Here is a 20623-nt window from a genome sequence, read left to right as displayed (position 1 = left end):
CCGCAGGCCCGCTCGGAGCGAGCGCGCGAGCTCGGCCAGCCCGCCGACCTGCCGGTCGAGCCCCGCTCGGCGGGCCTGGCCGACCGCCTGTGGTGGGGCGCCGGCAACCACGCGTCGGGGCTCTGGGCCGCCGAGCACGGCTACCACCTGCTCTCCTCGACGCTGCTGACGCAGGACGACGGCCGCCCCTTCCACCTGCAGCAGGCCGACCAGGTGCGCGACTACCTGAGCGCCTACGCGGCCGCAGGCCACGCGACGCCGCCCCGCACGGCGGTCACGCGCAGCGCCTTCCCGTTCTTCAACGACGACGACCGCCGCTACTTCGGCCTCGCCGACGAGCGGCACGACGGCATCGGCACGATCGAGGGCGGCGCGGTGCGCGGCGGCCCGACGTACGCGGGCGAGCCCGAGCACGTCGCGCGGCGACTCCTCGCCGACGAGGCGGTGCAGGCCGCCGACACGGTGCTGTTCGCGCTGCCGAGCCAGCTCGGCTACGACTACAACGTGCACCTGTTCACGTCGCTCGTCGCCGTCGCGCGCGAGCTCGGCTGGCGGGACTGAGCGCCCGCGCGACGGTGCCCGAGGCTGCCGCCGCACCGCGGTGGGCGCGGTCGGCCGGATGCCCCGGGCAGCGGTCGTCAGCGCTCGTGCGCGCCCTCGGCGAACTCCTCGAGGATCTTCGCGTTGAACGCGGGCAGGTCGTCGGGCGTGCGGCTCGAGACGATGCCGCGGTCGGTCACGACCTCCTCGTCGACCCAGTCGACGCCGGCGTTGCGCAGGTCGGTCCTCAGGCTCGGGTAGCTCGTCATGCGACGGCCGTCGACGGCGCCCGCCTCGATGAGGATCCATGCGCCGTGGCAGATCACGCCGATGGGCTTGCCTGCCTCGGCGAAGCCCTTGACGAGGGCGACCGACTCCTCGTCCATGCGCAGGTGGTCGGCGTTCACGACGCCGCCGGGCAGGACCAGGGCGTCGAAGTCGGATGCGCTCACCGACCCGGGTGCCGCATCCACCGCCTGCGTGTGGCCCTTCTTGCCCTCGACGCTGCCCTGCTTCGGCGACACGAGGGTCGGCTGGCCGCCGGCGCCCTGCACCGCCTGCCACGGGCTCGTGAGCTCGGAGTCCTCGAAGCCGTCCGTGAGCACGAACGCGACCTTCTTGCCGGTGATGTCCGTCATCAGTCATCCTCCTTCGCTGTGGGTGCCTCTCGACGGTAACGAGCGCACCTGGACGTCGACGGAGCGTCAGGCGCGGCCGGTCTCCTTCGCGAGCAGCCGCTCCTCCCCCGCGGCCTCCCACACCTCCCATGCGGCCTGCAGGGCGATCGCGACGATCCCGACGCCCAGCACGACGTCGGGCCAGCCGGACCTCGTGAGCCAGGTGACGACGCCCATCGCGATGATCGCGAGGTTGACGAGCACGTCGTTGCGGGCCGACAGGAAGGCCGCCTTGCCCATCGAACCGCCGGTGCGGCGGTGGCGCGCGAGCACGATCGCGCTCGTGAGGTTCACGACGACCGCGCCTCCCGAGGTGACGACGAGCGCGAGCACGTCGGGCGCCACGGGCTCGAGCGCCTTCCGCACGACCTGCCAGCCCGCCGCCGCGGCCGGCACGAGGATGATGAGCGCCATCGCCCGACCCGCCACCGCCCGGCGCGCGAGCGGCAGCGCGACCGCGAGCGCGATGAGCACGTTGATCGCGGTGTCTTCGAGGAAGTCGACCGAGTCGGCCATGAGCGACGCCGATCGGATGGTCGCCGCGACGGAGAACTCGACGAAGAAGTAGGCGAGGTTGAGCCCCGCCACCACGAGCGCCGCACGGCGCAGTGCGCGCAGGGTCGGCTGGCTGGTGCGGGCGGATGCGTCGCGGTCGTCGTGCGCGCCGGTCATGCCGCGAGGCTACGCCCGGGGCGTGTGGGTGGCCGCGCGTAGCGTGCTCGACGAGCGCTCGGAGGTGCGAGATGACGGCGTCGAACCACACCGCTGTAACTCCGGCTCGGCGTGTCGCCAGGATCTTCGGACGGTCGCTCACAGGTGTCAGCAACGACTGTCCACAGGCTTTTCCGCGTCGTTCCGCGGTGGGAATGACACCTGTGGAGTTCTTGTTCAATCAGGTGTGGAGAAACACACCATCTAGTGGCCTTGATCGCCGCGAGACCCCACATATAGTGGGAGCCCGGCCCCAGCCGGAGCAGTCCCCAGCCAGCAGCCACCCAGACCGAGGAGACCGGCCATGACCGTCACCGTCTATTCGAAGCCCGCGTGCGTGCAGTGCACGATGACCACCCGTGCCCTCGACGCGCAGGGCATCGAGTACGAGATCTTCGACGTCACCGCCGACGAGAAGGCGCTCCAGACGGTCAAGGAGCTCGGCTACATGCAGGCGCCCGTCGTGATCGCCGACGAGCAGCACTGGTCGGGCTTCCAGCCCGACCGCATCAAGGCGATCCTCGCGGCCTGAGCCGCGCCGCCGGCGAGGGCAGCGCGATGAGCGAGGTCGTCTACTTCTCGAGCGTGTCGGGCAACACCGCCCGCTTCGTGGAGAAGCTCGGCCGACCCGCCTCGCGCATCCCCCTCTACCCCTCGGACCCGCCGCTCGAGCAGCGTGAGCCCTACGTGCTCATCGTGCCGACCTACGGCGGCGGCGACGGCAAGGGCGCCGTCCCGAAGCAGGTGATCCGGTTCCTCAACGACGAGGAGAACCGCAGGTACCTGCGAGGGGTCATCAGCGCCGGCAACACCAACTTCGGTGCGGGCTACGGGCTCGCGGGCGACATCATCGCGCGCAAGTGCCACGTGCCCCACCTGTACCGCTTCGAACTCTTCGGAACCCCCGACGACGTGCGCGTCGTCAACGACGGATTGGATGCACTATGGCGACAGTGACGCCCGAGATGACGACGGGCAAGACGTCGGCGATGGACTACCACTCGCTCAACGCGATGCTCAACCTCTACGGCCCGGACGGGAAGATCCAGTTCGAGAAGGACCGCGAGGCCGCCAACCAGTACTTCCTGCAGCACGTCAACCAGAACACGGTCTTCTTCCACTCGCTCAAGGAGAAGCTCGACTACCTCGTCGAGAACGACTACTACGAGAAGGAAGTGCTCGACCAGTACTCCTTCGAGTTCATCAAGTCGCTCATGAAGCGGGCGTACGGCTACAAGTTCCGGTTCCCGACGTTCCTCGGCGCCTTCAAGTACTACACGTCGTACACGCTCAAGACGTTCGACGGGAAGCGCTACCTCGAGCGCTACGAGGACCGCGTCGTCAACGTCGCGCTCGCGCTCGCCGCCGGCGACGAGACGCTCGCCGAGCACATCGTCGACGAGGTCGTGAACGGCCGCTTCCAGCCGGCCACCCCCACGTTCCTCAACGCCGGCAAGAAGCAGCGCGGCGAGCTCGTCTCGTGCTTCCTGCTGCGCATCGAGGACAACATGGAGTCGATCGGCCGCTCGATCAACTCGGCGCTGCAGCTCTCGAAGCGCGGCGGCGGCGTCGCCTTCAACCTCACGAACATCCGCGAGTACGGCGCCCCGATCAAGCAGATCCAGAACCAGTCCTCCGGCGTCATCCCCGTGATGAAGCTGTTCGAAGACAGCTTCTCGTACGCGAACCAGCTCGGTGCCCGCCAGGGCGCGGGCGCGGTGTACCTGCAGGCGCACCACCCCGACATCATGCGGTTCCTCGACACGAAGCGCGAGAACGCCGACGAGAAGATCCGCATCAAGACGCTCTCGCTCGGCGTCGTGGTGCCCGACATCACGTTCGAGCTCGCGAAGAAGGGCGAAGACATGTACCTGTTCTCGCCGTACGACGTCGAGCGCGTCTACGGCGTGCCCTTCAGCGACATCTCGGTGACCGAGAAGTACCACGAGATGGTCGACGACGCGCGCATCACGAAGACGAAGATCAACGCGCGCGAGTTCTTCCAGACGCTCGCCGAGATCCAGTTCGAGTCGGGCTACCCGTACATCATGTTCGAGGACACGGTGAACCGGGCGAACCCGATCGACGGCCGCATCAACATGTCGAACCTCTGCAGCGAGATCCTGCAGGTCAACACCCCGTCGACCTACGACGACGACCTCGACTACGTCTCGGTGGGCAAGGACATCTCCTGCAACCTCGGCTCGATGAACATCGCGCTGTCGATGGACTCGCCCGACTTCGGCAAGACCGTCGAGACGGCGATCCGCGCGCTCACCGCGGTCTCCGACCAGTCGAACATCGGCTCGGTGCCGTCGATCGCGCGCGGCAACGACATGAGCCACGCGATCGGCCTCGGCCAGATGAACCTGCACGGCTACCTCGGCCGCGAGCGGATCTTCTACGGCTCCGAGGAGGGCATCGACTTCACGAACATCTACTTCTACACGGTGCTCTTCCACGCGCTGCGGGCGTCGAACCTCATCGCGCAGGAGAAGGGCCGCACGTTCGACGGCTTCGAGCGCTCGAAGTACGCGAGCGGCGAGTTCTTCGACAAGTACACCGAGCAGGAGTGGAAGCCGGCGACCGCGCGGGTGCAGGCGCTGTTCGACGCCTCGAACATCCACATCCCGACGCAGGACGACTGGCGCGAGCTGAAGGCGCTCGTGCAGCAGCACGGCATCTACAACCAGAACCTGCAGGCGGTGCCGCCGACCGGCTCGATCTCGTACATCAACAACTCGACGTCGTCGATCCACCCGATCGCGGCGAAGATCGAGATCCGCAAGGAAGGCAAGATCGGCCGCGTCTACTACCCGGCGCCGTTCATGACGAACGACAACCTCGAGTACTTCCAGGACGCGTACGAGATCGGCCCCGAGAAGATCATCGACACCTACGCCGCGGCGACGCAGCACGTCGACCAGGGCCTGTCGCTCACGCTGTTCTTCAAGGACACCGCGACCACCCGCGACATCAACAAGGCGCAGATCTACGCCTGGCGCAAGGGCATCAAGACCATCTACTACGTGCGACTGCGCCAGCTGGCGCTCGAGGGCACGGAAGTGGACGGCTGCGTCAGCTGCATGCTGTGACGCCGGCAGACGAGACGATGAAGGAACAGCACATGGACACGCAGGAGACCCAGGCGTCGGCGTTCGACGACGCCATCGACGCCCCCGCGCTCGCCGACGAGGCCGGCGCGGCCATCGAGGCCGACCGCGCCGAGGTCGAGGCGGCGTTCGCCGACGGCGCCGCGCAGACCGAGGCGCAGAAGCGCCAGCACCGTCACAACCACCTGGTGCAGGCGATCAACTGGAACCGCATCGAGGACGACAAGGACCTCGAGGTGTGGAACCGCCTCGTGAACAACTTCTGGCTGCCCGAGAAGGTGCCGCTCTCGAACGACGTGCAGTCGTGGGCGACGCTCACCGCCGACGAGAAGCTGCTCACGATGCGCGTCTTCACGGGCCTCACGCTGCTCGACACCATCCAGGGCACGGTGGGCGCGGTCTCGCTCATCCCCGACGCGGTGACGCCGCACGAGGAGGCCGTCTACACGAACATCGCCTTCATGGAGAGCGTGCACGCGAAGTCGTACTCGTCGATCTTCTCGACGCTCGCGTCGACGAAGGAGATCGACGACGCCTTCCGCTGGTCGACGGAGAACCCGTACCTGCAGCGCAAGGCCGAGATCATCATCGACTACTACGAGGGCGACGACCCGCTCAAGCGCAAGGTCGCCTCGACGCTCCTCGAGTCGTTCCTGTTCTACTCGGGCTTCTACCTGCCGATGTATTGGTCGAGCCACGCGAAGCTCACCAACACGGCCGACCTCATCCGCCTCATCATCCGCGACGAGGCCGTGCACGGGTACTACATCGGCTACAAGTTCCAGAAGGGCTACGAGCAGCTCAGCCCCGAGCAGCAGGCCGAGATCAAGGACTACACGTACTCGCTGCTCTACGAGCTCTACGAGAACGAGTCGAAGTACTCGGCCGACCTCTACGACAACGTCGGGCTCACCGAGGACGTCAAGAAGTTCCTGCACTACAACGCCAACAAGGCGCTCATGAACCTGGGCTTCGAGCCGCTGTTCCCGTCGACCGTCACCGACGTCAACCCGGCGATCCTGTCGGCGCTGTCGCCGAACGCCGACGAGAACCACGACTTCTTCTCGGGTTCCGGCTCCTCCTACGTCATCGGCAAGGCCGAGGCGACCGAGGACGAGGACTGGGACTTCTGACCCGCTCGACGACGGCATGACGGATGCGGCCGGTCGCCCACAAGGGCGCCGGCCGCATCCGTCGTTCCCGGAGCCGTCGACGATCAGCCCGCGAGGTGACCGTCGGGATCGGCGACCTCGACCTCATGGCCGTCCCCGCGCATCCGCTCGACCGCCTCTGTGAGCAGCCTGCGGCCGATCGCGTTCGTCGACGCGACCCGCGAGAGGTCGAGCACGACCGGCGCGCCGTCGTCGGGCAGCTGCTGCAGCTCGCGCACCGCGACCTCGGCGGCGGCGAAGTGCATCGTGCCCTGCAGCTGCACCTCGCGGCGTCCGTCGCCGTCGCGGTCGGGCTCGACGACGCCGTGGAGCACGTGCGAGGCCACCTCGGGCGCGTGCATGAGGTGGAGCCCGAGCTCGACCGACAGCCGCTCGAACGCGCGCACCCCGCGCACGCTGCTGCCGATCTCGTCGAGGCGCGGCGAGAACGCCGCGAGGCCCGCCTGCCCCGGCAGCGCGCCGAGCACGCCGCCCGCGACGCCGCTCTTCGCCGGGATGCCGACCCGGCTCATCCAATCGCCCGCGGCGTCGTACATGCCGCACGTCGCCATCACGCTCAGCACCTGCGTGCACACCCACGAGTCGACGACCTGCTCTCCCGTCACGGGGTTGCGGCCGCCGGCCGCGAGCGTCGCCCCCATGACCGCGAGGTCGCGCACGTCGACGCGCGCCGAGCACTGCCGGATGTAGCCGTCGACCGCATCGTGCGGCTCGCCGTCGAGCTTGCCCTGCGAGTGCACGAGGTAGGCGAGCGCGAGGTTGCGGCTCGCGTGCTCGCGTTCGGACGCCGCGACCGCGTCGTCGACCTCGAGCCGGCGCCCCGCGAACGCGGAGAGGCCGGCGAGCACGCGCTCGTCGCGCTCAGCCAGGCCCAGGCTCGGATCGCCGATGAGCGAGTGCGTCGTGATCGCGCCGACGTTGATCATGGGGTTCCGCGGTCGCCCGTTCGACTCGAGCGAGATCTCGTGGAACGCGTCGCCCGAGGGCTCGACGCCCACGTGCTGAAGCACCGTCTCGAGCCCCCGGTCGGCGAGCGCGAGCGCATACGCGAAGGGCTTCGACACCGACTGGATCGTGAACCGGTGCTCGGCATCGCCGGCGCTGTGCACCCGGCCGTCGAGGGTGCACAGCGCCACCGCGAAGCGATCGGGATCCTCATCGGCGAGCTCGGGGATGGTCTGGAGCAGCTCGCCCTCGTCGTCGTCCGCGCACGCGCGCAGCACCTCGTCGAGCAGCTCGGGCACCGGGTTGCGCATGCCGCGAGGCTAGCGGCGGAGGCTGTCGACAGAGGTCGCCCTCAGGCCGATGGTTGAGCGTAACGCCGTTCGCGGATAGCGTGACCGGCACCGTCCGACGGCAAGACCTGCGGTCGGACTTCGCTTGGCTCAAGGAGGAGACACATGCGAAAGCTTCTACTGGGGATCGTCGCCGCCGCGGCGCTGATCTTCGGCGCGGCCGCACCGGCGTCCGCGATCACCGGCAACTACGTCGAGGACTACGAGCATCCGTACGTCGGACTGGTCGTCTTCTACGACGAGGCCGGCGAGTTCACGGGCCGGTGCTCCGGTTCGCTGCTCACGCCGACGGTGTTCCTCACCGCGGGACACTGCACCGACGACAACGCGACCGCCATCGTCTACTTCCAGCAGGACGCCGGCGCGAACTACGACCCGGACACGCAGCTCGACCCGATCACCGGCTACCCGGAGTTCTGCGCGGGCGACACGCTCGGGGAGGTCTGCGCGACGTCTGACGAGCTCTACAACTACGGCTTCGACGACTTCGCCTCCTTCCCGAACACGTACGACGTGGGGCTCGTGATCCTGGATCAGCCGATCTACCTCGACGAGTACGGGGCGCTCGCGGCGCCCGGCTCCCTCGACGGCCTCGCAACGGCGCGCGGCACGCAGGAGGTCACGTTCACGGCCAGCGGCTACGGCCTGACCAAGAGCAGCCCGGTCGCCTTCGAGTCCTACCGCGAGCGGCTCATGGCCTCGGGGATCCTCGTGAACCTGTCGAGCGCGAACACGGACGGCTACAACCTGCAGACGAGCGGGAACGGCGCCGGTCGCGGCGGCACGTGCTCCGGCGACTCCGGAGGGCCGGTGTTCTACGGCGGCTACGAGTCGAACACGATCGTCGCGGTGACGTCGTTCGGCCTCAACTCGTGGTGCCGCGGGGTCGACTTCGCGTACCGGACGGACCAGCAGGCGGTGCTCGACTGGATCGCGTCGATCATCGGCGAGGACGAGTTCTCGCAGATCGAGGTCGTCACGCTCTGAGCAGGGGCAGGAGCCCGGCGAGCGCCCGCTCGCCGGGTTCCTGCCGTGTCCGGACCGCGAACTCCGGAGAGCGCTGTGCGACGGCCGAGAGAGCGTTCCGTGCGATTGACCTCCGCCAGCCCGAGGCCGTACCGTGCTCGCGGAGGGGAGTAGTCCCCGTCCGAGCGTCGTCATTCCGTGCCCGCCATCGGGCTCCGGCGCTCGGGGGCGCGAGCGCCTCGGACGAGACCTCCGGTTGCACCGACAACTGGAGGACACGATGGACGTACCCCTCGTCGCCTGGATCGCCGTGCTCGCGGTGATCCTCGGCATGCTGGCGATCGACCTCTTCGCGCACCGGCGCGCCCACGTCATCGGAGTGCGCGAAGCGCTCGCGTGGTCGATCGTCTGGGTGCTCACGGGCGTGAGCTTCGGCCTGGTCATCTGGTGGCTCTGGGGCGCGGAGCTCGGCCAGCAGTACTTCGCCGGCTACCTGATCGAGAAGTCGCTCGCGGTCGACAACGTGTTCGTCTGGGCGATCATCTTCGCGAGCTTCGCCGTGCCGCGCGAGCTGCAGCACCGCGTGCTGTTCCTCGGCGTGCTCGGCGCCCTCGTCTTCCGCGGCATCTTCATCGCCGCGGGCGCCGCGCTCATCGAGCGGTTCTCGTGGGTGCTCTCCGTGTTCGCGGCGTTCCTCATCATCACGGGCATCCAGATGCTCCGCACCCGGAACGAGCACGCGCATCCCGAGCGCTCGTGGGTGCTACGGCTCTTCCGCCGCGTCGTGCCGATGACGGATGCGTACCACGGACAGCGCTTCGTCGTCCGGAAGGCGGGGCTCGTCGTCGCGACGCCGCTGCTCGCCGTGCTGGTGCTCGTCGAGGTCACCGACATCGTCTTCGCCGTCGACTCGATCCCGGCGATCTTCGCGGTCACGTCGGAGCCGTTCCTCGTCTTCACGGCGAACGCGTTCGCGATCCTGGGCCTCCGCGCGATGTACTTCCTGCTCGCCGACCTCGTGCACCGCTTCGTCTACCTCAAGGTCGGGCTCTCGCTCGTGCTCATCTGGGTGGGCGCGAAGATGGCGCTGCTCGACGTGCTCTACATCCCGACGCTCGTCTCGCTCGCGGTCGTCGCCGCGATCATCGCCACGTCGATCGGCCTGTCGCTGCTCGCGACCCGCGGTCAGGGGCGCCGAGCGGTGACGGCTGCGCCGGCCGGCGCGTTCCGCGTCGCGAGCGACGAGGAGATCGCGGAGCTGGAGCCGCTCCTGCGGCGCAGCGGCTCGCACGCGCGCGCGAAGCGCTGACCGCGCGACGGGCGTGCACGAATCGCCCCTGGCGAGGCCCGGCGGCCGGTGGCATCCTGGGGCCGTCCCGCCGAGCCGGCCGCCGGGACCGGCGCGAGCGCGACCCTTCGAGATGGGTGGCGACCATGACCGACGACGTGCTGCTCGACAACCGCGACATCGAGCACGTGATCGAGGCGATCGGCGAGCGGCTCCGGCATCGGCGCGGTGCGCCCGCCGCGCACGCGACGCCCGACCCCCGTTGGACGCTCGACGACGGCCGGCCCATCGCCAGCGCGGTGCGGCAGCGGGTCGACGAGTTCCGCGAGACGATGCGCGGGCTCCCGCTGCACGACTTCGGCGGCTCCGTCCTGCAGCGCGCGGTGCGCACCTCGGTGCTGACCGGCGCGAAGCACTTCGAGCTCCATCGGCCGCCCGAGCCCCGCGACATGCGGCACGTCTACGGCCCCGATCGCGACAGCCTGCGCGAGCGCCGCTACTACCGGTTCGCGTGGACGGACGCGACAACCGGCGGCGGCACCGTCTTCGCCGGCCACCCGCAGATCGTCGGCCAGGGCCTCCTGCAGGCGAGCGCGTGGGCCTACTCGGGCCAGGCGTCGTTCGCCGTCACCGGCGCCGGCACGCTCTTCGTGCCCGAGCACGGCGCCGCCCGCGTCGCGGTGCGCCCGTACGTGCCGTGGAGCACGACCGCGTCGTTCACGCACTCGACGTGGGACGAGGACCCGGAGGCGACCCCCGCATCCGTCGCGTGCCTGCTCGGGATCCTCGTGGAGAGCTGGCATCCGGGCGACGCGCTCGTGCAGCAGGAGCAGGACGCGTACATCACCGCCTTCGCGCAGTCGACCGACCGGTTCCTGAAGGGTGTCCCCGCCGCGGGGACCGCCACGATCGGCTCGGGGCTCGCGACGAGCTTCGTCGCCGTGCCCGGGCGGCGCTACGCGATCTACGTCTACGCGTGGCTCGAGGCGAGCGTCGCGCCGCAGGTGCACCGCAACCAGCAGCGCTTCTGCACGATCGACGTCGACGCGTCGGTGCCGTTCGTGGTCGCCGAGGAGACGCTGCTGTAGCGGGTTCGTCATCCCCCTCGACGAAGGCGAGACGCGGCGGTCGCCAATCGGCGCTTCAGGTGTCGGCGAGATTCAATAGCCGACGTGCGCTAGTCCGAACTCGATCTGCTCTGGCGTGAATCCTTCGTATGCCAACTGATCGTAGAGCCCTTGGCGCGAGAACGAGGTGTAGTCGAGGTATGCCTCTGCCGATTCGGCGGCCTCGGCGTTCCAATCCGCACCCGCGTTATCAGCCCCGAAGGTCGCTTCCTCTGTCGAGTAACCCTCGTACTCGAGTTGACCGATGAGGCTTTCGCGCGAGAAGCCAGCGTAATCAAGGTACGACTGCGCCTGTCGAATGGCGTTCTGCTGTGCGAGCGTGAACTGCGGCGCTACCGCGACGGTCAGTGTCACGGATGTGCCCTCCGTCACCTGCTCGCCCGCGCTCGGGCTTGTGGATTCCACGATTGCCATCGGGTCCTCGAAGCTCGAGACCTCTTGGGTGGAAAGCCCTGCCGCGGTGAGAGCGAGCCACGCCTCAGTGGCGGTCATGCCCACCACTGCCGGCACTTCGACCAGCTCTGGCTCGGGGGTCGGAGGCGACTCCGTCTCGGCAGGGCCGTCATCGCTCGCGGCTTCGATCGCCGTCGAGGAGGCCGCCGGCGCAAGACGGTCATCCGAGTCTCTGTCACGGTTGCCCATGGCGCTGCCGATCGATCCGAACACCACCAGGGCAGCGAGTGCGGAGCCGGCGATGATCCAGCCCTTCTTCTTGCGGCTCATAGGTGTGCGTCCAGCGGGCGTGGCCGGGGTCCCCGCCCGCGGCGCAGCGCCCAGAGGGGCGGATGATGCTGCAGCCCCGGCCGAGACCGGATTCTGCACGGAGCCCGCGCCGCCTCCTAACGATGCAGGCCGCGAGGCCGCGAGGGGCTGCTGACCCGGTTCTATCCAGCGCGTGCCGTCCCAGTACCGCATTTCGCCGTTCGCGTGCGCCGCGGGATACCAGCCCGCGGACGGCCTGTTCTCAGCCATTATTCCTCTTCCTGCGTCGTTGCAGTCGCACTCATGCGCTTCGCACGATGGTAACGACGCGATGGCTGCTTGCGGACGCAGATTTATAACGGATCCTCATCGTTCCTTCGCGACTGGCTGACCTCACAAGTGTCGGCGATATGCGCATATCGGCTGGGGTTCGGTCGCGCCGACCACTCGAATCGACGTAGACTTCGGATTCACCGCTCGCAGGTGGCTTCGCTCAGCCGCACGCATCCGCCTCGTCGTCGACGGATGCTAGACAGCCGCTCAGGCGGCTGTGCGGTGCGGCTCGTACACTCGCGCGGGCACGCGCCGGTGCACTCCGGCAGCCGATGCGAGTCGGCGCCGTCGTCACCGGTGGACACCGCGACGGCAGAGGAGCACGAGCATGGCTACGACGGAGCACGGCGAGCAGCAGGGCCGGGAGCACGACGAGCACGAGCAGCACTCGCAGGGCGACGAGCACGGGCAGCACCGGCAGCACGGGATGCGGATGTACCTGCGCTTCGCCGCGATGATCCTCACCGGCATGGTCGTCATGTACTGGACGATGTTCGCCGGCTCGTGGGAGTGGGGTCACGTGCGCTTCAGCGAGAGCCGCATCTTCATGGCGCTGACGATGGGCGGCGCGATGGGCCTCGTGATGCTGGCGTGGATGCTGCACATGTACAGGAGCACGAAGGCGAACATCGCCGTCATCGCGGTGAGCGCGCTGCTGCTCGGCGGGGGCATCGCCCTCGACCGCACCCAGGCGACCGTCGACGACAGCGACTTCATGAGCGCGATGATCCCGCACCACTCGCTCGCGATCACCCGGTCCGAGCGGGCCGGGATCGAGGACGTGCGCGTGTGCGAGCTCGCGGTCGAGATCAGCGAGGCGCAGCGGCGCGAGATCTTCGAGATGGACTGGCTCATCGACGACATCGCGGCCAACGGCATCGCGGCGACGCCGGAGGAGGCGGAGGCGCGCCCCGTGCCCGAGTACGAGGAGCCGGCCGAGCGCGAATGCTGAGCGGCGTCAGTCGTCCGCCCGGTCGTTGACCCACTCGAGCAGGTCGCCGGGCTGGCACTCGAGCACGCGGCACATCGCCTCGAGCGTCGAGAAGCGCACGGCCTTCGCGCGGCCGTTCTTGAGCACCGCGACGTTCGCGGGCGTGAGGCCGACGCGCTCGGCGAACTCTCCCACGCTCAGCTTGCGCTTCGCGAGCTCGACGTCGAGGCGCACGACGATCGCCATCAGATGACCTCGTCGAGCTCGGCGCGGTAGCCGCTCGCCTGCTGCAGCAGGCCGCGCATGACGAGCATGAGCAGCAGCGGCAGCGCGCTGAGCACCACCGGGCCGAAGAGCGCCATCGGGATGCCCGGGTCGCGGAGCTCCGGGGTGAAGAAGATGACCGCCACGAGGGCGAGCGCGCCGACGGCGAAGACGGCCCAGCCGACCGCGAGGGCCCACACGATCGCGTCGACCCAGCGGCGCGAGGCGTCGCTGAAGAGGCGGTCGCGCTGCACGAGGGTCAGCAGCCGCCAGACGCACACGATCACGACGAGCACCGCGGCGATCACGAGCGAGAGCACGATCTGGGCCGGCACCCGGAACGCGAGCGCCTCGTCGGCGAGCTCGCCCGGGATCGACAGCACGAGCATGACCACGAGCCACGCTGCCGCGAGCAGCAGCACGACGCGCAGGGCGAGGACGACGATGCGGGAACGGAGCATGCCACAAGCATCGCACGATCTCTATCGAATGTCGATAGTTTTCTATCGGTAGCGGGCCGCCGTGGCCGAGCTCGTGCTGACACAGGAGTCCCGGGGGGGGGTACACGGCGCACGCATAGCGCGCGGTCACCGCACCTCCAGACCCGGCCGCCATGGCTCCCCACGATCCGACAAGGAATGAGGCACGGCCATGAGCAACGGCAATCTCACCATCGAGCAGGTGCAGGTCAGCACGGTCTACGACTCGACCGGCGACAAGGTCGGGCGGGTGACGAACGTCTACGTCGACGACTCCACCGGCGCGCCGGCGTTCGCCACGGTCGCCACCGGCTGGTTCGGCACGCGCGAGACCTTCGTGCCCCTGCGCGACGCGACCGTGCGCGGCGGCGAGCTGCACGTGCCGCACACGAAGGACATCATCAAGGACGCGCCGAACCTCGACGCCGACGCGCACTTGAGCGAGGCTGAGGAGGCAGAGCTCTTCCGCTACTACGACTACAGCGGCGTCGGCACCGGCGGCTGGGGCACGGGCACGACGGACCGCGACCGCACGTTGGACCGCGATCGCGACACGCTCGACCGCGGCGGCGACCTGCTCGACACCGACCGCGACACGCTCGACCGGGATCGCGACACGCTCGCCGGCGACCGCGACGCCTTCGACCGCGACCGCATCGGCGACGACGATCGCGAGACGATGGTCCGCCGGGAGGAGCATCTCGACGTCGGCACCGAGCGCGTGCAGACGGGCCGCCTGCGCATCCGCAAGCACGTCGTGACCGAGAACGAGACCGTCACGGTGCCGGTCGAGCGCGAGGAGGTCGAGATTGTCCGGGAGCCGGTCAGCGGCCGCAGCACCGGCGACCTCGGCGACGACGAGATCGACGTGACGCTCACCGAGGAGCGCCCGGTCGTCGACAAGCACGTCGTCGACGCGGAGCGCATCGGCGTGGACCGCCGCACCGTCTCGGACACCGAGACCGTCTCGGCAGACGTGTCCCGCGAAGAGGTCGACATCGACCGCGACATCGACCGCGACGGCGACATCCGCCGCTGACCGACGGCACCGACGGCCCGTCCCGCGCACCGCGGGGCGGGCCGTTCCACGTGGGGCCTGCGGCGCACCCGGCCGCGCGAGCCGCCGCGCGGGGCTGCCATGCCAGCGGCAGGTCACCCTCGCGTGGTTCGATCGGATGCGTGAAGGCCGACACGAGCGTCGAGGTGCGCCGGGAGTCGCGCGCGATCGGCGCGGCCTGGGCGTCCTTCGCGGCTGGCGCGCTCTTCGGACTCATCGCGCTCGCCGGGGACCCGCGACCCATCGCCGGGGACGGCTCCATCGCCCTGCCCGCCGCGGGCATCGCCGCGATCGTGACCGGCGGGGCGTTCGCGCTCAGCACGCTGCTGCACCGGCGCGGCGAGACGGCGCCCATGCCCGCCTGGCAGACGGCGGTCTCGCGGATCTCGGCGGTCGCGCTCACGATCGCCTTCGCCGCGGTCGCCTACCTCGGCACGCTCACGGGCGGCGAGGTGCTCGCGCGCGGGCTGCAGGGGCTCGAGGCGCCGGTGCTCGGCGGGGCCCTGCTGACCGGCATCGCGAGCGCCGCGGGCGGCTGGCTCGCGTTCCAAGCCGGGGTCGAGCTCGCGACCCGCGACCTCGCGACGCTGCTGTTCGCCTACCTCACGATCGGCACGGTCTTCGCGATGCTCACGGCAGACGACCCGCGCTGGTGGGAGCGGCACTTCTCGGCGCTCGGCGCGGGGGACGGCGCGGGTGCATGGGCGTTCAACGGCACGGTCGTGATCGCGGGACTGCTCGTCGCGACGATCGGCGCCTACATCGGGCGCGACCTCCACCGCGCGCTCGGCGACCGGGCGCTCGGGGGCATCGCGTGGACCGTCGGGCTCTTCGGCCTCACCGGCGCCGCGCTCGCCGGCGTGGGGATCTTCCGGCTCGAGTCGGCGCCCGTCCTCCACGACCTCGCGGCGTTCGGTGCGCTCGGGCTCCTCTGCGTCACCGCGGTCGTCGTCATGCTCGTGATGCCGGGGCCGCCGCGCGCGATGCTGCTCACGACGATCGGCGCCGGTGCCGCGATCGTCGTCGCGCTGCTGCTGTGGCGGCCGCTCGGCGTCTACTCCGCCGCGGGCCTCGAGGCCGTCGCGGTCGGCATCGCGTTCGTGTGGCTCACGACGCTCGTGCGCACGATCGCCGCGCTCTCGCCCGACCGCTCGCGCCCATCCGACGTGCCGAGCCTGCTCGGCGCGACCCGACGCATCCGCCCTGATCGCGTCGGGGCGGCGACGTGAGCACCGAGCCGGGCGGCGTCGCGGAGCCGGCACCGCGGCCGGGGGCCCGCGAGCTGCTCGAGCTGCGCTCCGTGCTCGGCGCGGGGATCGCGGGCGCGCTCGCCTTCCTCGTCGGGCTCGCGCTCATGGGCGGGCAGCCGCGACCGATCGGCGGCGACGACTCGGTCGGCCGGCTCGCGGCCCTCACGACCGGCAGCAGCGCGGGCCTCGCGTTCGCGATCGCCTACCTGCGCTCCGAGGTGCCGCTGCCGCCGCTGGGACGCCGCCTGCAGCGCGCGGTGCGCACGGTCGCGACCGCCGCGATCGCGCTCGTGTGCTTCGGCCTCGGCTACATCGCCGCGCTCACGGCGGGCGAGATCTTCCAGGCCGGCTTCGTGGGCCTGTCGCTCGACCCCTTCGCGGGCGCGCTCGCGTGCGCGGTGGCCGCAGCAGGGGCCGCCTACCTCGCCGTGCCGCTCGGCCACGACGTCTCGACCCGCACGCTCGGCGCGCTCGTCCCGACCTTCCTCGTCGTGGGCGTCGTGTTCTCGATGCTCACCGCCTCGCAGGAGGACTGGTGGCAGTGGCACTTCTCGCAGCTCGGCGCCGGCGGCGGCATCTCGGGCTTCGCGTTCAACCTCACGCTCGTGCTCTCGGGCCTGCTCGTGGCGACGATGGGCGCGTACGTGCGCGCCGATCTCGAGGCGATCGCGCGCGATCGCGGTCGGTCGCGGTGGGTCGGGCAGCTGCTCGCGCTCATCGGGCTCTGCATGGTGCTCACCGGGCTCGTGCGCGTCGACGTCGCCGAGTGGCTGCACATCGCCTTCGCCTCGAGCATGGTCGTGATCTTCTGCGGCCTGTGCGCGGCGCTCCCCCGGCTCGCTCCCGGGCTGCCGAAGGTCGTGCACGTCGTCTCCGCCGCGATGGTCGCCGGCACGGCGGTCGCGCTCGTGCTGTGGCTCCCGGTCGGGTACTACAACTTCACGGGCTTCGAGTTCGCCGCGAGCGGCCTCATCTTCGTCTGGCTCAGCGTCTTCATCCGCGCGATCGGCGCGGCGAGGGCGGACCGGGCGGACGCGGCGGCCCGCGAGGGCGGGCCGGCGGACTCGACATCGCTGCGCGCACGCGGCAAGGTTGGGGCATGAGCGAACACGAACCGGCAGAGGCCGAGACGCCGCAGGACCCCGCCTCGGGCACGGAGACGCCCGAGGAGGCGCAGCGGCGCAAGTTCCGCGAGGCGCTCGACAGGAAGAAGCTCGGCCACCACGGCCAGGGCATGGCGCCGCAGGGCGGCGTGCAGGGCGCCCACTCGGGCCCCGCCGTGCAGAAGCGGGTGCACCGCCGCAAGAGCGGCTGACGCGGGCAGCGCCGCGCGCAGCAGCGGTGCGATCAGGCGAGCGCGAGGGTCGTGATGCAGGTCGCCGCGTCGTCGTCGGCCGTCGAGAAGACGGCCGAGCCCGAGCGCCCCTCGTGCTCGATGGTGATGGTTCCCTCGACACCGCGCGGCAGCCAGTAGCCCACGAAGCCGTTGTCGAGCGTCGTCGTCGCCTCGTCCACCAGCACCGCGCCGGTCTCGTCGTCGGTGATGGTGACGTGCACCGGCACGCGCGCGAGCTCCCCGCGGCAGGTCGTGAGGCTGTGGAACCAGCACTCGTGCGTCCGCGAGGCGTAGGGAGCCGTCGAGACGTACGAGAGGCCGGCCGGCATCGGCAGCTCGACCTCGCGCGCGGCGTCCGAGAGCACGAGCCGATCCGGTCGCACCGACGCCATCAGCTCGGTCGACCGCTCGGCCACGGGCACGCGCTCCAAGGCGTCGACGATCTGCTGCGTAGAAAGTCCTTCCATTCCGTGCTCGACGAGCATCTCGGCCGAGCGCGCCGCCACGCGCGAGTCGGAGGCCGCGACGCAGCCGGTGAGCAGCAGCAGTGCCGCCGCGGCCGCGGAGACGAGCGCCTGCACGCGCGTGTACATAGCCATCCTCCTTCGCCTGGCACCCACCGGGCCGTCGCCGATTGGAGGGTGCGGCCGCATGGGTCCGAGGGTCGCGAGTGTCTCGGCTCGACTAGGCCAGCATACCCCCGGCGGGTATAAGCCAACCGCGGACCGGCGTCGTCTGCTCGCCCGATCAGCGAGAGCGTGTCGCGCGCACCGCCAGCTGCAGCGCGAGGCGCACCTCTGGGTCGCCGAGATCCATGCCGAGCTCCACCTCGACTCGCGCGATGCGCTGGGCGACCGTGTTGCGATGGACGCCGAGCGCGGTCGCCGTCGCGGCGAGCGACGACTCATGATCGAGGTAGGCCGCGAGCGTGCGGCGATCCTCGTCCCGCAACGGGTCGAGGAGGCCCTGGGCGGCGGGGAGGAACGCGTCGCTGCCCGTCCACGCCATGAGCAGCTGATCGATGCCGAACCGATCGACGTGCAGGAACCAGCTGGCAGCCGAGCGATCGGCAGCGAGACGAGCCGCATCCATCGCCTCGTTGACCGTGTGACCGAAGCCCGTGAGGCCGCGCTGCAGCGTGCCGACGCCCGTCGCCACCGGCAGCTGGAGCAACCATGCGCCGTGGAGGTCGCGGAGCGCCCGGACCGCTGCACCGAGCGCCTCCCGTGGGGGCGCGCTCGTGAAGCTCAGCCATCCCACGACGCCCGGGCCGCGGATGGTGGCGTGTGCGCGCGCGGGCAGCGCCGCGAGGCTGGGCTGCACGAGGCGCAGCACCTCGAGCGGCTCTGAGCGACCTCGGCCCTGCACGGCGAAGCCGGCGTGCCATCCCTCGGTCGTCCAGCCTCGCTCAGCCACCCGTCGATCCAGCTCCGGGTCGTGACTGGCCGCGGGGTCGAGCAGCTCGCTGAGCAGTGACGAGGAGCGCGACGCGTCGTCGCGCTCCTCGACCTCATCGATGAGCAGCCGAGCAGCGACAGCCGGCATCGCGATCTCCGCGGCCGCCGCCAGAGCCGCGAGCTGGCGCAGCCCGAGGGCGCGTCCGTGGAAGGCGAGGCGCAACCGGTGAGCGCCCTTGCTGTCCACTCGCACCGAGGCGACGGTGCCCACCGGGTGCTCGAGGCGGTCGACCCAGCTGTCGAAGTCGATGAGCGGCACGAGAGACGGATCGAGCGCGGGGCCCGCTTGCTGCACGATGCCGTGCGGGGCTACCAGCGCGACGCCGTGGCCGATGCCGGCGGCGAGGTGCCGCAGCTGGTCCGGAAGATCCCGCGCTGCGTACTGGATCGTCTGCGCGACGCGCCGCACGAGCGAGAGAGCGAGTGCGTCCGCGCTCGTGGTGAGCTCCCAGCACGTGCGCGCCAACGCGGTGGGGCGCTCGGCCGTCACGAGAGTGAGCCCCACGCGCGAGGCGAGGTTGGCGGTGCCGATCGATACGGGTGTGCCTGCCGGGAGCGCGAGTCCGGAGATGCCGAGGTCGCGCGCACGACGCACCAGGGCGTCGAGCTGCCATGGACGGGTTCCAGTCACCGTCATGACGATCGCGAAGGTCGCGCCGGGTGCGCGCCCGAGCGTGGACTCGTCCGGCTCGACCATGACGCGGTCCCACGCGTCTGCCGCTCGCGCCACGAGCTCGACACCACCGTGCCCGGGTTGCTCGAGGAGCGCGTCGAGACGGAGGGCGCTCATGCGGAGACCTCGTCGAGCCCCGTCAGCCCGTAGCGCGAGGGCAGCACCTGCGCCAGCCTGTCCGGCTGCGACGTCCACCACGCGGGAGCCTCGAGCCCGACGACGGCGACGCTGCGGCCGGCCGCTATCTCCTCGACCTGCAGCACTGCGCCCGTCTGAGGGTCGATCACGTCGATGATGTCCGGCGAGCGAGCCGCGACGGCGCCGTCGATGACGCATGCGACGACCTCGCTGCGAGCGACCAGCCGCACCACCGCACCGTCGTCGGCCGCGATGTCGATGACGCGGACTCGCACGTCAGCCGGGTCGGGGCCGACCTGGGCGACGCGGCCGAGGGCGAGCGGCTGCGCCCCGATGGCGGCGATCCGCGAGCCGATCCCCGCCTGCGTCAACCAGGCTTCGCCGAGCGCTCGCGCCCGTGCGAGCGTCCCTCGTATCGCGTGCTCCTCGAGGTCGCCGACGGTGAATCCCCCGATGACGATGCCCGCCCATCCGCCGGCTGCCTGGAAGGCAGCGCGCAGCACGTGCTCGACGTCAGCGGGACGCGCGTCGGCGAGCAGGAGCGAACCGCGGGTCCACGCTGAGACCGCGATGGCGATGCCCGGGAGGTCGTCCGCGAGCAGCGAGAACTGGTCGAGGTAGGGGAGTGCCCTTCCCATGAGATCGGCATCGACGAGCGCGAGCTCACGCGCCACCAGCAGCGGCGCGAGCGCGTTCATGCCGCCCACTTCGGTGGCGCAGACCGCGGCCGCGCGCGAACCCGTCCAGCGATCGACGGACTCGATCGCGTCGACGAAGAGGTCGCTTCCAGGCAGCCGCTCTCCGAAGACCATCGTCGAGCCGCCGATGCCGACCGCGACGCAAGGCGTGGCGGGGTCGAGCTCCTCGACGTCATTGACGCGCAGCGGCCACGCAACGCTCTGCTCGACGCCCATGGCCATCAGACGCGGCGTGCCGCCGCCGCCACCGCCGAGGAGGGACGCGCCGGTGCCGAGCGCTGCGAGGCCGTCGCGCTCGAGCGTCCACCCCATGCGCCCAGCCTACGACCGCGCCCTAGTTGTACCCGGCCATGACCTTGGTGCATTGGGCGGTGGCGTGAGGAGGACCCCCGCGGGTTGAGTGGAGTTGTTCACGC

Annotated in this window: 21 protein-coding genes and 2 pseudogenes; 13 read left to right on the top strand and 10 right to left on the bottom strand. The window is 70.4% G+C overall.

Going from position 1 to position 20623, the window contains the following annotated elements; all coding sequences use genetic code 11:
• Window positions 1-561, top strand: a pseudogene (locus NWP09_RS05195) (LLM class flavin-dependent oxidoreductase); the annotation flags it as partial.
• Between the two features lie 77 nt (window positions 562-638).
• Here the strand turns inward: NWP09_RS05195 and NWP09_RS05190 are convergent.
• Entirely contained in the window at window positions 639-1178 is a 540-nt protein-coding gene (locus NWP09_RS05190) for a type 1 glutamine amidotransferase domain-containing protein (protein WP_258274473.1), read from the bottom strand.
• A gap of 66 nt (window positions 1179-1244) precedes the next feature.
• Window positions 1245-1889 carry a cation transporter gene (locus tag NWP09_RS05185; RefSeq protein ID WP_258274472.1) on the bottom strand — a complete coding sequence of 215 codons (645 nt, stop codon included), beginning with the start codon at window positions 1887-1889 and terminating at the stop codon, window positions 1245-1247.
• 343 nt (window positions 1890-2232) lie between these two features.
• On the opposite strand from NWP09_RS05185, the gene nrdH reads away from it, so the two are divergent.
• The 4 genes from nrdH to nrdF are packed head-to-tail and all read left to right on the top strand — an operon-like array spanning window position 2233 to window position 6174.
• Entirely contained in the window at window positions 2233-2460 is a 228-nt protein-coding gene (nrdH, locus tag NWP09_RS05180; protein WP_258274471.1) for a glutaredoxin-like protein NrdH, read from the top strand.
• 26 nt (window positions 2461-2486) lie between these two features.
• Window positions 2487-2885, top strand: coding sequence for a class Ib ribonucleoside-diphosphate reductase assembly flavoprotein NrdI (nrdI, locus tag NWP09_RS05175; RefSeq protein WP_258274470.1), 399 nt, complete (start codon window positions 2487-2489; stop codon window positions 2883-2885).
• Window positions 2873-5023 carry a class 1b ribonucleoside-diphosphate reductase subunit alpha gene (gene nrdE / locus NWP09_RS05170; protein WP_258274469.1) on the top strand — a complete coding sequence of 717 codons (2151 nt, stop codon included), beginning with the start codon at window positions 2873-2875 and terminating at the stop codon, window positions 5021-5023. Before nrdI ends, nrdE begins: the two co-directional genes overlap by 13 nt.
• Before the next feature lie 32 nt (window positions 5024-5055).
• Window positions 5056-6174 carry a class 1b ribonucleoside-diphosphate reductase subunit beta gene (nrdF, locus tag NWP09_RS05165; protein ID WP_258274468.1) on the top strand — a complete coding sequence of 373 codons (1119 nt, stop codon included), beginning with the start codon at window positions 5056-5058 and terminating at the stop codon, window positions 6172-6174.
• An 83-nt stretch (window positions 6175-6257) separates the two neighbouring features.
• Here nrdF and NWP09_RS05160 read toward each other — a convergent pair whose 3' ends face one another.
• Window positions 6258-7469 (bottom strand): glutaminase, encoded by a 1212-nt coding sequence (locus tag NWP09_RS05160; protein WP_258274467.1) that lies wholly within the window; start codon window positions 7467-7469, stop codon window positions 6258-6260.
• A gap of 144 nt (window positions 7470-7613) precedes the next feature.
• Between NWP09_RS05160 and NWP09_RS05155 the strand changes: the two genes are divergently transcribed.
• The 3 genes from NWP09_RS05155 (at window position 7614) to NWP09_RS05145 (ending at window position 10850) form a co-directional block, all read left to right on the top strand.
• Window positions 7614-8495 carry a trypsin-like serine protease gene (locus NWP09_RS05155; protein ID WP_258274466.1) on the top strand — a complete coding sequence of 294 codons (882 nt, stop codon included), beginning with the start codon at window positions 7614-7616 and terminating at the stop codon, window positions 8493-8495.
• 259 nt (window positions 8496-8754) lie between these two features.
• Window positions 8755-9783, top strand: a complete 1029-nt coding sequence (locus NWP09_RS05150; RefSeq protein ID WP_258274465.1) for a TerC family protein — start codon at window positions 8755-8757, stop codon at window positions 9781-9783.
• A gap of 125 nt (window positions 9784-9908) precedes the next feature.
• Window positions 9909-10850, top strand: coding sequence for a hypothetical protein (locus NWP09_RS05145; protein WP_258274464.1), 942 nt, complete (start codon window positions 9909-9911; stop codon window positions 10848-10850).
• A gap of 72 nt (window positions 10851-10922) precedes the next feature.
• On the opposite strand, the gene NWP09_RS05140 is transcribed toward NWP09_RS05145, so the two are convergent.
• Together NWP09_RS05140 and NWP09_RS13535 are read right to left on the bottom strand one after the other, a co-directional pair.
• Window positions 10923-11612 carry an Ltp family lipoprotein gene (locus NWP09_RS05140; protein WP_258274463.1) on the bottom strand — a complete coding sequence of 230 codons (690 nt, stop codon included), beginning with the start codon at window positions 11610-11612 and terminating at the stop codon, window positions 10923-10925.
• Window positions 11613-11774: 162 nt separating this feature from the next.
• Window positions 11775-11861 (bottom strand): annotated as a pseudogene (locus NWP09_RS13535) (DUF2510 domain-containing protein); the annotation flags it as partial.
• A 391-nt stretch (window positions 11862-12252) separates the two neighbouring features.
• On the opposite strand from NWP09_RS13535, the gene NWP09_RS05135 reads away from it, so the two are divergent.
• Window positions 12253-12876 (top strand): DUF305 domain-containing protein, encoded by a 624-nt coding sequence (locus NWP09_RS05135; RefSeq protein ID WP_258274462.1) that lies wholly within the window; start codon window positions 12253-12255, stop codon window positions 12874-12876.
• 6 nt (window positions 12877-12882) lie between these two features.
• Here the strand turns inward: NWP09_RS05135 and NWP09_RS05130 are convergent, their stop codons facing one another.
• Window positions 12883-13101 carry a helix-turn-helix transcriptional regulator gene (locus tag NWP09_RS05130; protein WP_258274461.1) on the bottom strand — a complete coding sequence of 73 codons (219 nt, stop codon included), beginning with the start codon at window positions 13099-13101 and terminating at the stop codon, window positions 12883-12885.
• The gene (locus tag NWP09_RS05125) at window positions 13101-13580 is read right to left on the bottom strand and encodes a DUF2975 domain-containing protein (protein WP_258274460.1); all 480 of its coding nucleotides are present in this window, start codon (window positions 13578-13580) and stop codon (window positions 13101-13103) included. The genes NWP09_RS05130 and NWP09_RS05125 overlap by 1 nt, the downstream gene beginning before the upstream one ends.
• Before the next feature lie 190 nt (window positions 13581-13770).
• Here NWP09_RS05125 and NWP09_RS05120 point away from each other — a divergent pair, with 190 nt between their 5' ends.
• The 4 genes from NWP09_RS05120 (at window position 13771) to NWP09_RS05105 (ending at window position 17220) form a co-directional block, all read left to right on the top strand.
• Complete coding sequence (locus tag NWP09_RS05120; RefSeq protein WP_258274459.1) at window positions 13771-14637, top strand: PRC and DUF2382 domain-containing protein; 867 nt, start codon at window positions 13771-13773, stop codon at window positions 14635-14637.
• Window positions 14638-14777: 140 nt separating this feature from the next.
• The gene (locus tag NWP09_RS05115; RefSeq protein ID WP_258274458.1) at window positions 14778-15884 is read left to right on the top strand and encodes a DUF998 domain-containing protein; all 1107 of its coding nucleotides are present in this window, start codon (window positions 14778-14780) and stop codon (window positions 15882-15884) included.
• On the top strand, window positions 15881-17008 hold the full coding sequence (locus NWP09_RS05110) for a DUF998 domain-containing protein (RefSeq protein WP_258274457.1): 1128 nt from the start codon (window positions 15881-15883) through the stop codon (window positions 17006-17008). The genes NWP09_RS05115 and NWP09_RS05110 overlap by 4 nt, the downstream gene beginning before the upstream one ends.
• Window positions 17005-17220: a DUF5302 domain-containing protein gene (locus tag NWP09_RS05105; RefSeq protein ID WP_258274456.1), complete on the top strand. Its 216-nt coding sequence runs from the start codon at window positions 17005-17007 to the stop codon at window positions 17218-17220. Before NWP09_RS05110 ends, NWP09_RS05105 begins: the two co-directional genes overlap by 4 nt.
• A 32-nt stretch (window positions 17221-17252) precedes the next feature.
• Here NWP09_RS05105 and NWP09_RS05100 read toward each other — a convergent pair whose 3' ends face one another.
• The 3 genes from NWP09_RS05100 to NWP09_RS05090 all read right to left on the bottom strand — a co-directional run bounded on the left by NWP09_RS05100 (window position 17253) and on the right by NWP09_RS05090 (window position 20519).
• Window positions 17253-17834, bottom strand: a complete 582-nt coding sequence (locus tag NWP09_RS05100; protein WP_258274455.1) for a CueP family metal-binding protein — start codon at window positions 17832-17834, stop codon at window positions 17253-17255.
• A gap of 154 nt (window positions 17835-17988) precedes the next feature.
• Window positions 17989-19488, bottom strand: coding sequence for a CdaR family transcriptional regulator (locus tag NWP09_RS05095; protein WP_258274454.1), 1500 nt, complete (start codon window positions 19486-19488; stop codon window positions 17989-17991).
• Window positions 19485-20519, bottom strand: a complete 1035-nt coding sequence (locus NWP09_RS05090) for a DUF917 domain-containing protein (RefSeq protein ID WP_258274453.1) — start codon at window positions 20517-20519, stop codon at window positions 19485-19487. Before NWP09_RS05090 ends, NWP09_RS05095 begins: the two co-directional genes overlap by 4 nt.
• Between the last annotated feature and the right edge of the window lie 104 nt (window positions 20520-20623).

The organism is Agrococcus sp. HG114, assembly GCF_024723325.1.
GTDB lineage: Bacteria > Actinomycetota > Actinomycetes > Actinomycetales > Microbacteriaceae > Agrococcus.
The sequence above is the reverse complement of the archived record's forward strand: the minus strand, read 5'-3'. Positions and strand labels throughout refer to the sequence as shown.

Excerpts from the sequence above, each read along its gene's own strand:
- NWP09_RS05185 (WP_258274472.1), bottom strand. The coding sequence starts at position 1,889 with ATGACCGGCGCGCACGACGACCGCGACGCATCCGCCCGCACCAGCCAG.
- nrdI (WP_258274470.1), top strand. The coding sequence starts at position 2,487 with ATGAGCGAGGTCGTCTACTTCTCGAGCGTGTCGGGCAACACCGCCCGC.
- NWP09_RS05135 (WP_258274462.1), top strand. The coding sequence starts at position 12,253 with ATGGCTACGACGGAGCACGGCGAGCAGCAGGGCCGGGAGCACGACGAG.
- NWP09_RS05160 (WP_258274467.1), bottom strand. The coding sequence starts at position 7,469 with ATGCGCAACCCGGTGCCCGAGCTGCTCGACGAGGTGCTGCGCGCGTGC.
- NWP09_RS05190 (WP_258274473.1), bottom strand. The coding sequence starts at position 1,178 with ATGACGGACATCACCGGCAAGAAGGTCGCGTTCGTGCTCACGGACGGC.
- NWP09_RS05145 (WP_258274464.1), top strand. The coding sequence starts at position 9,909 with ATGACCGACGACGTGCTGCTCGACAACCGCGACATCGAGCACGTGATC.
- NWP09_RS05090 (WP_258274453.1), bottom strand. The coding sequence starts at position 20,519 with ATGGGGTGGACGCTCGAGCGCGACGGCCTCGCAGCGCTCGGCACCGGC.
- NWP09_RS05120 (WP_258274459.1), top strand. The coding sequence starts at position 13,771 with ATGAGCAACGGCAATCTCACCATCGAGCAGGTGCAGGTCAGCACGGTC.
- nrdH (WP_258274471.1), top strand. The coding sequence starts at position 2,233 with ATGACCGTCACCGTCTATTCGAAGCCCGCGTGCGTGCAGTGCACGATG.
- NWP09_RS05100 (WP_258274455.1), bottom strand. The coding sequence starts at position 17,834 with ATGTACACGCGCGTGCAGGCGCTCGTCTCCGCGGCCGCGGCGGCACTG.
- nrdE (WP_258274469.1), top strand. The coding sequence starts at position 2,873 with ATGGCGACAGTGACGCCCGAGATGACGACGGGCAAGACGTCGGCGATG.
- NWP09_RS05150 (WP_258274465.1), top strand. The coding sequence starts at position 8,755 with ATGGACGTACCCCTCGTCGCCTGGATCGCCGTGCTCGCGGTGATCCTC.
- NWP09_RS05130 (WP_258274461.1), bottom strand. The coding sequence starts at position 13,101 with ATGGCGATCGTCGTGCGCCTCGACGTCGAGCTCGCGAAGCGCAAGCTG.
- NWP09_RS05105 (WP_258274456.1), top strand. The coding sequence starts at position 17,005 with ATGAGCGAACACGAACCGGCAGAGGCCGAGACGCCGCAGGACCCCGCC.
- nrdF (WP_258274468.1), top strand. The coding sequence starts at position 5,056 with ATGGACACGCAGGAGACCCAGGCGTCGGCGTTCGACGACGCCATCGAC.
- NWP09_RS05140 (WP_258274463.1), bottom strand. The coding sequence starts at position 11,612 with ATGAGCCGCAAGAAGAAGGGCTGGATCATCGCCGGCTCCGCACTCGCT.
- NWP09_RS05095 (WP_258274454.1), bottom strand. The coding sequence starts at position 19,488 with ATGAGCGCCCTCCGTCTCGACGCGCTCCTCGAGCAACCCGGGCACGGT.
- NWP09_RS05155 (WP_258274466.1), top strand. The coding sequence starts at position 7,614 with ATGCGAAAGCTTCTACTGGGGATCGTCGCCGCCGCGGCGCTGATCTTC.
- NWP09_RS05125 (WP_258274460.1), bottom strand. The coding sequence starts at position 13,580 with ATGCTCCGTTCCCGCATCGTCGTCCTCGCCCTGCGCGTCGTGCTGCTG.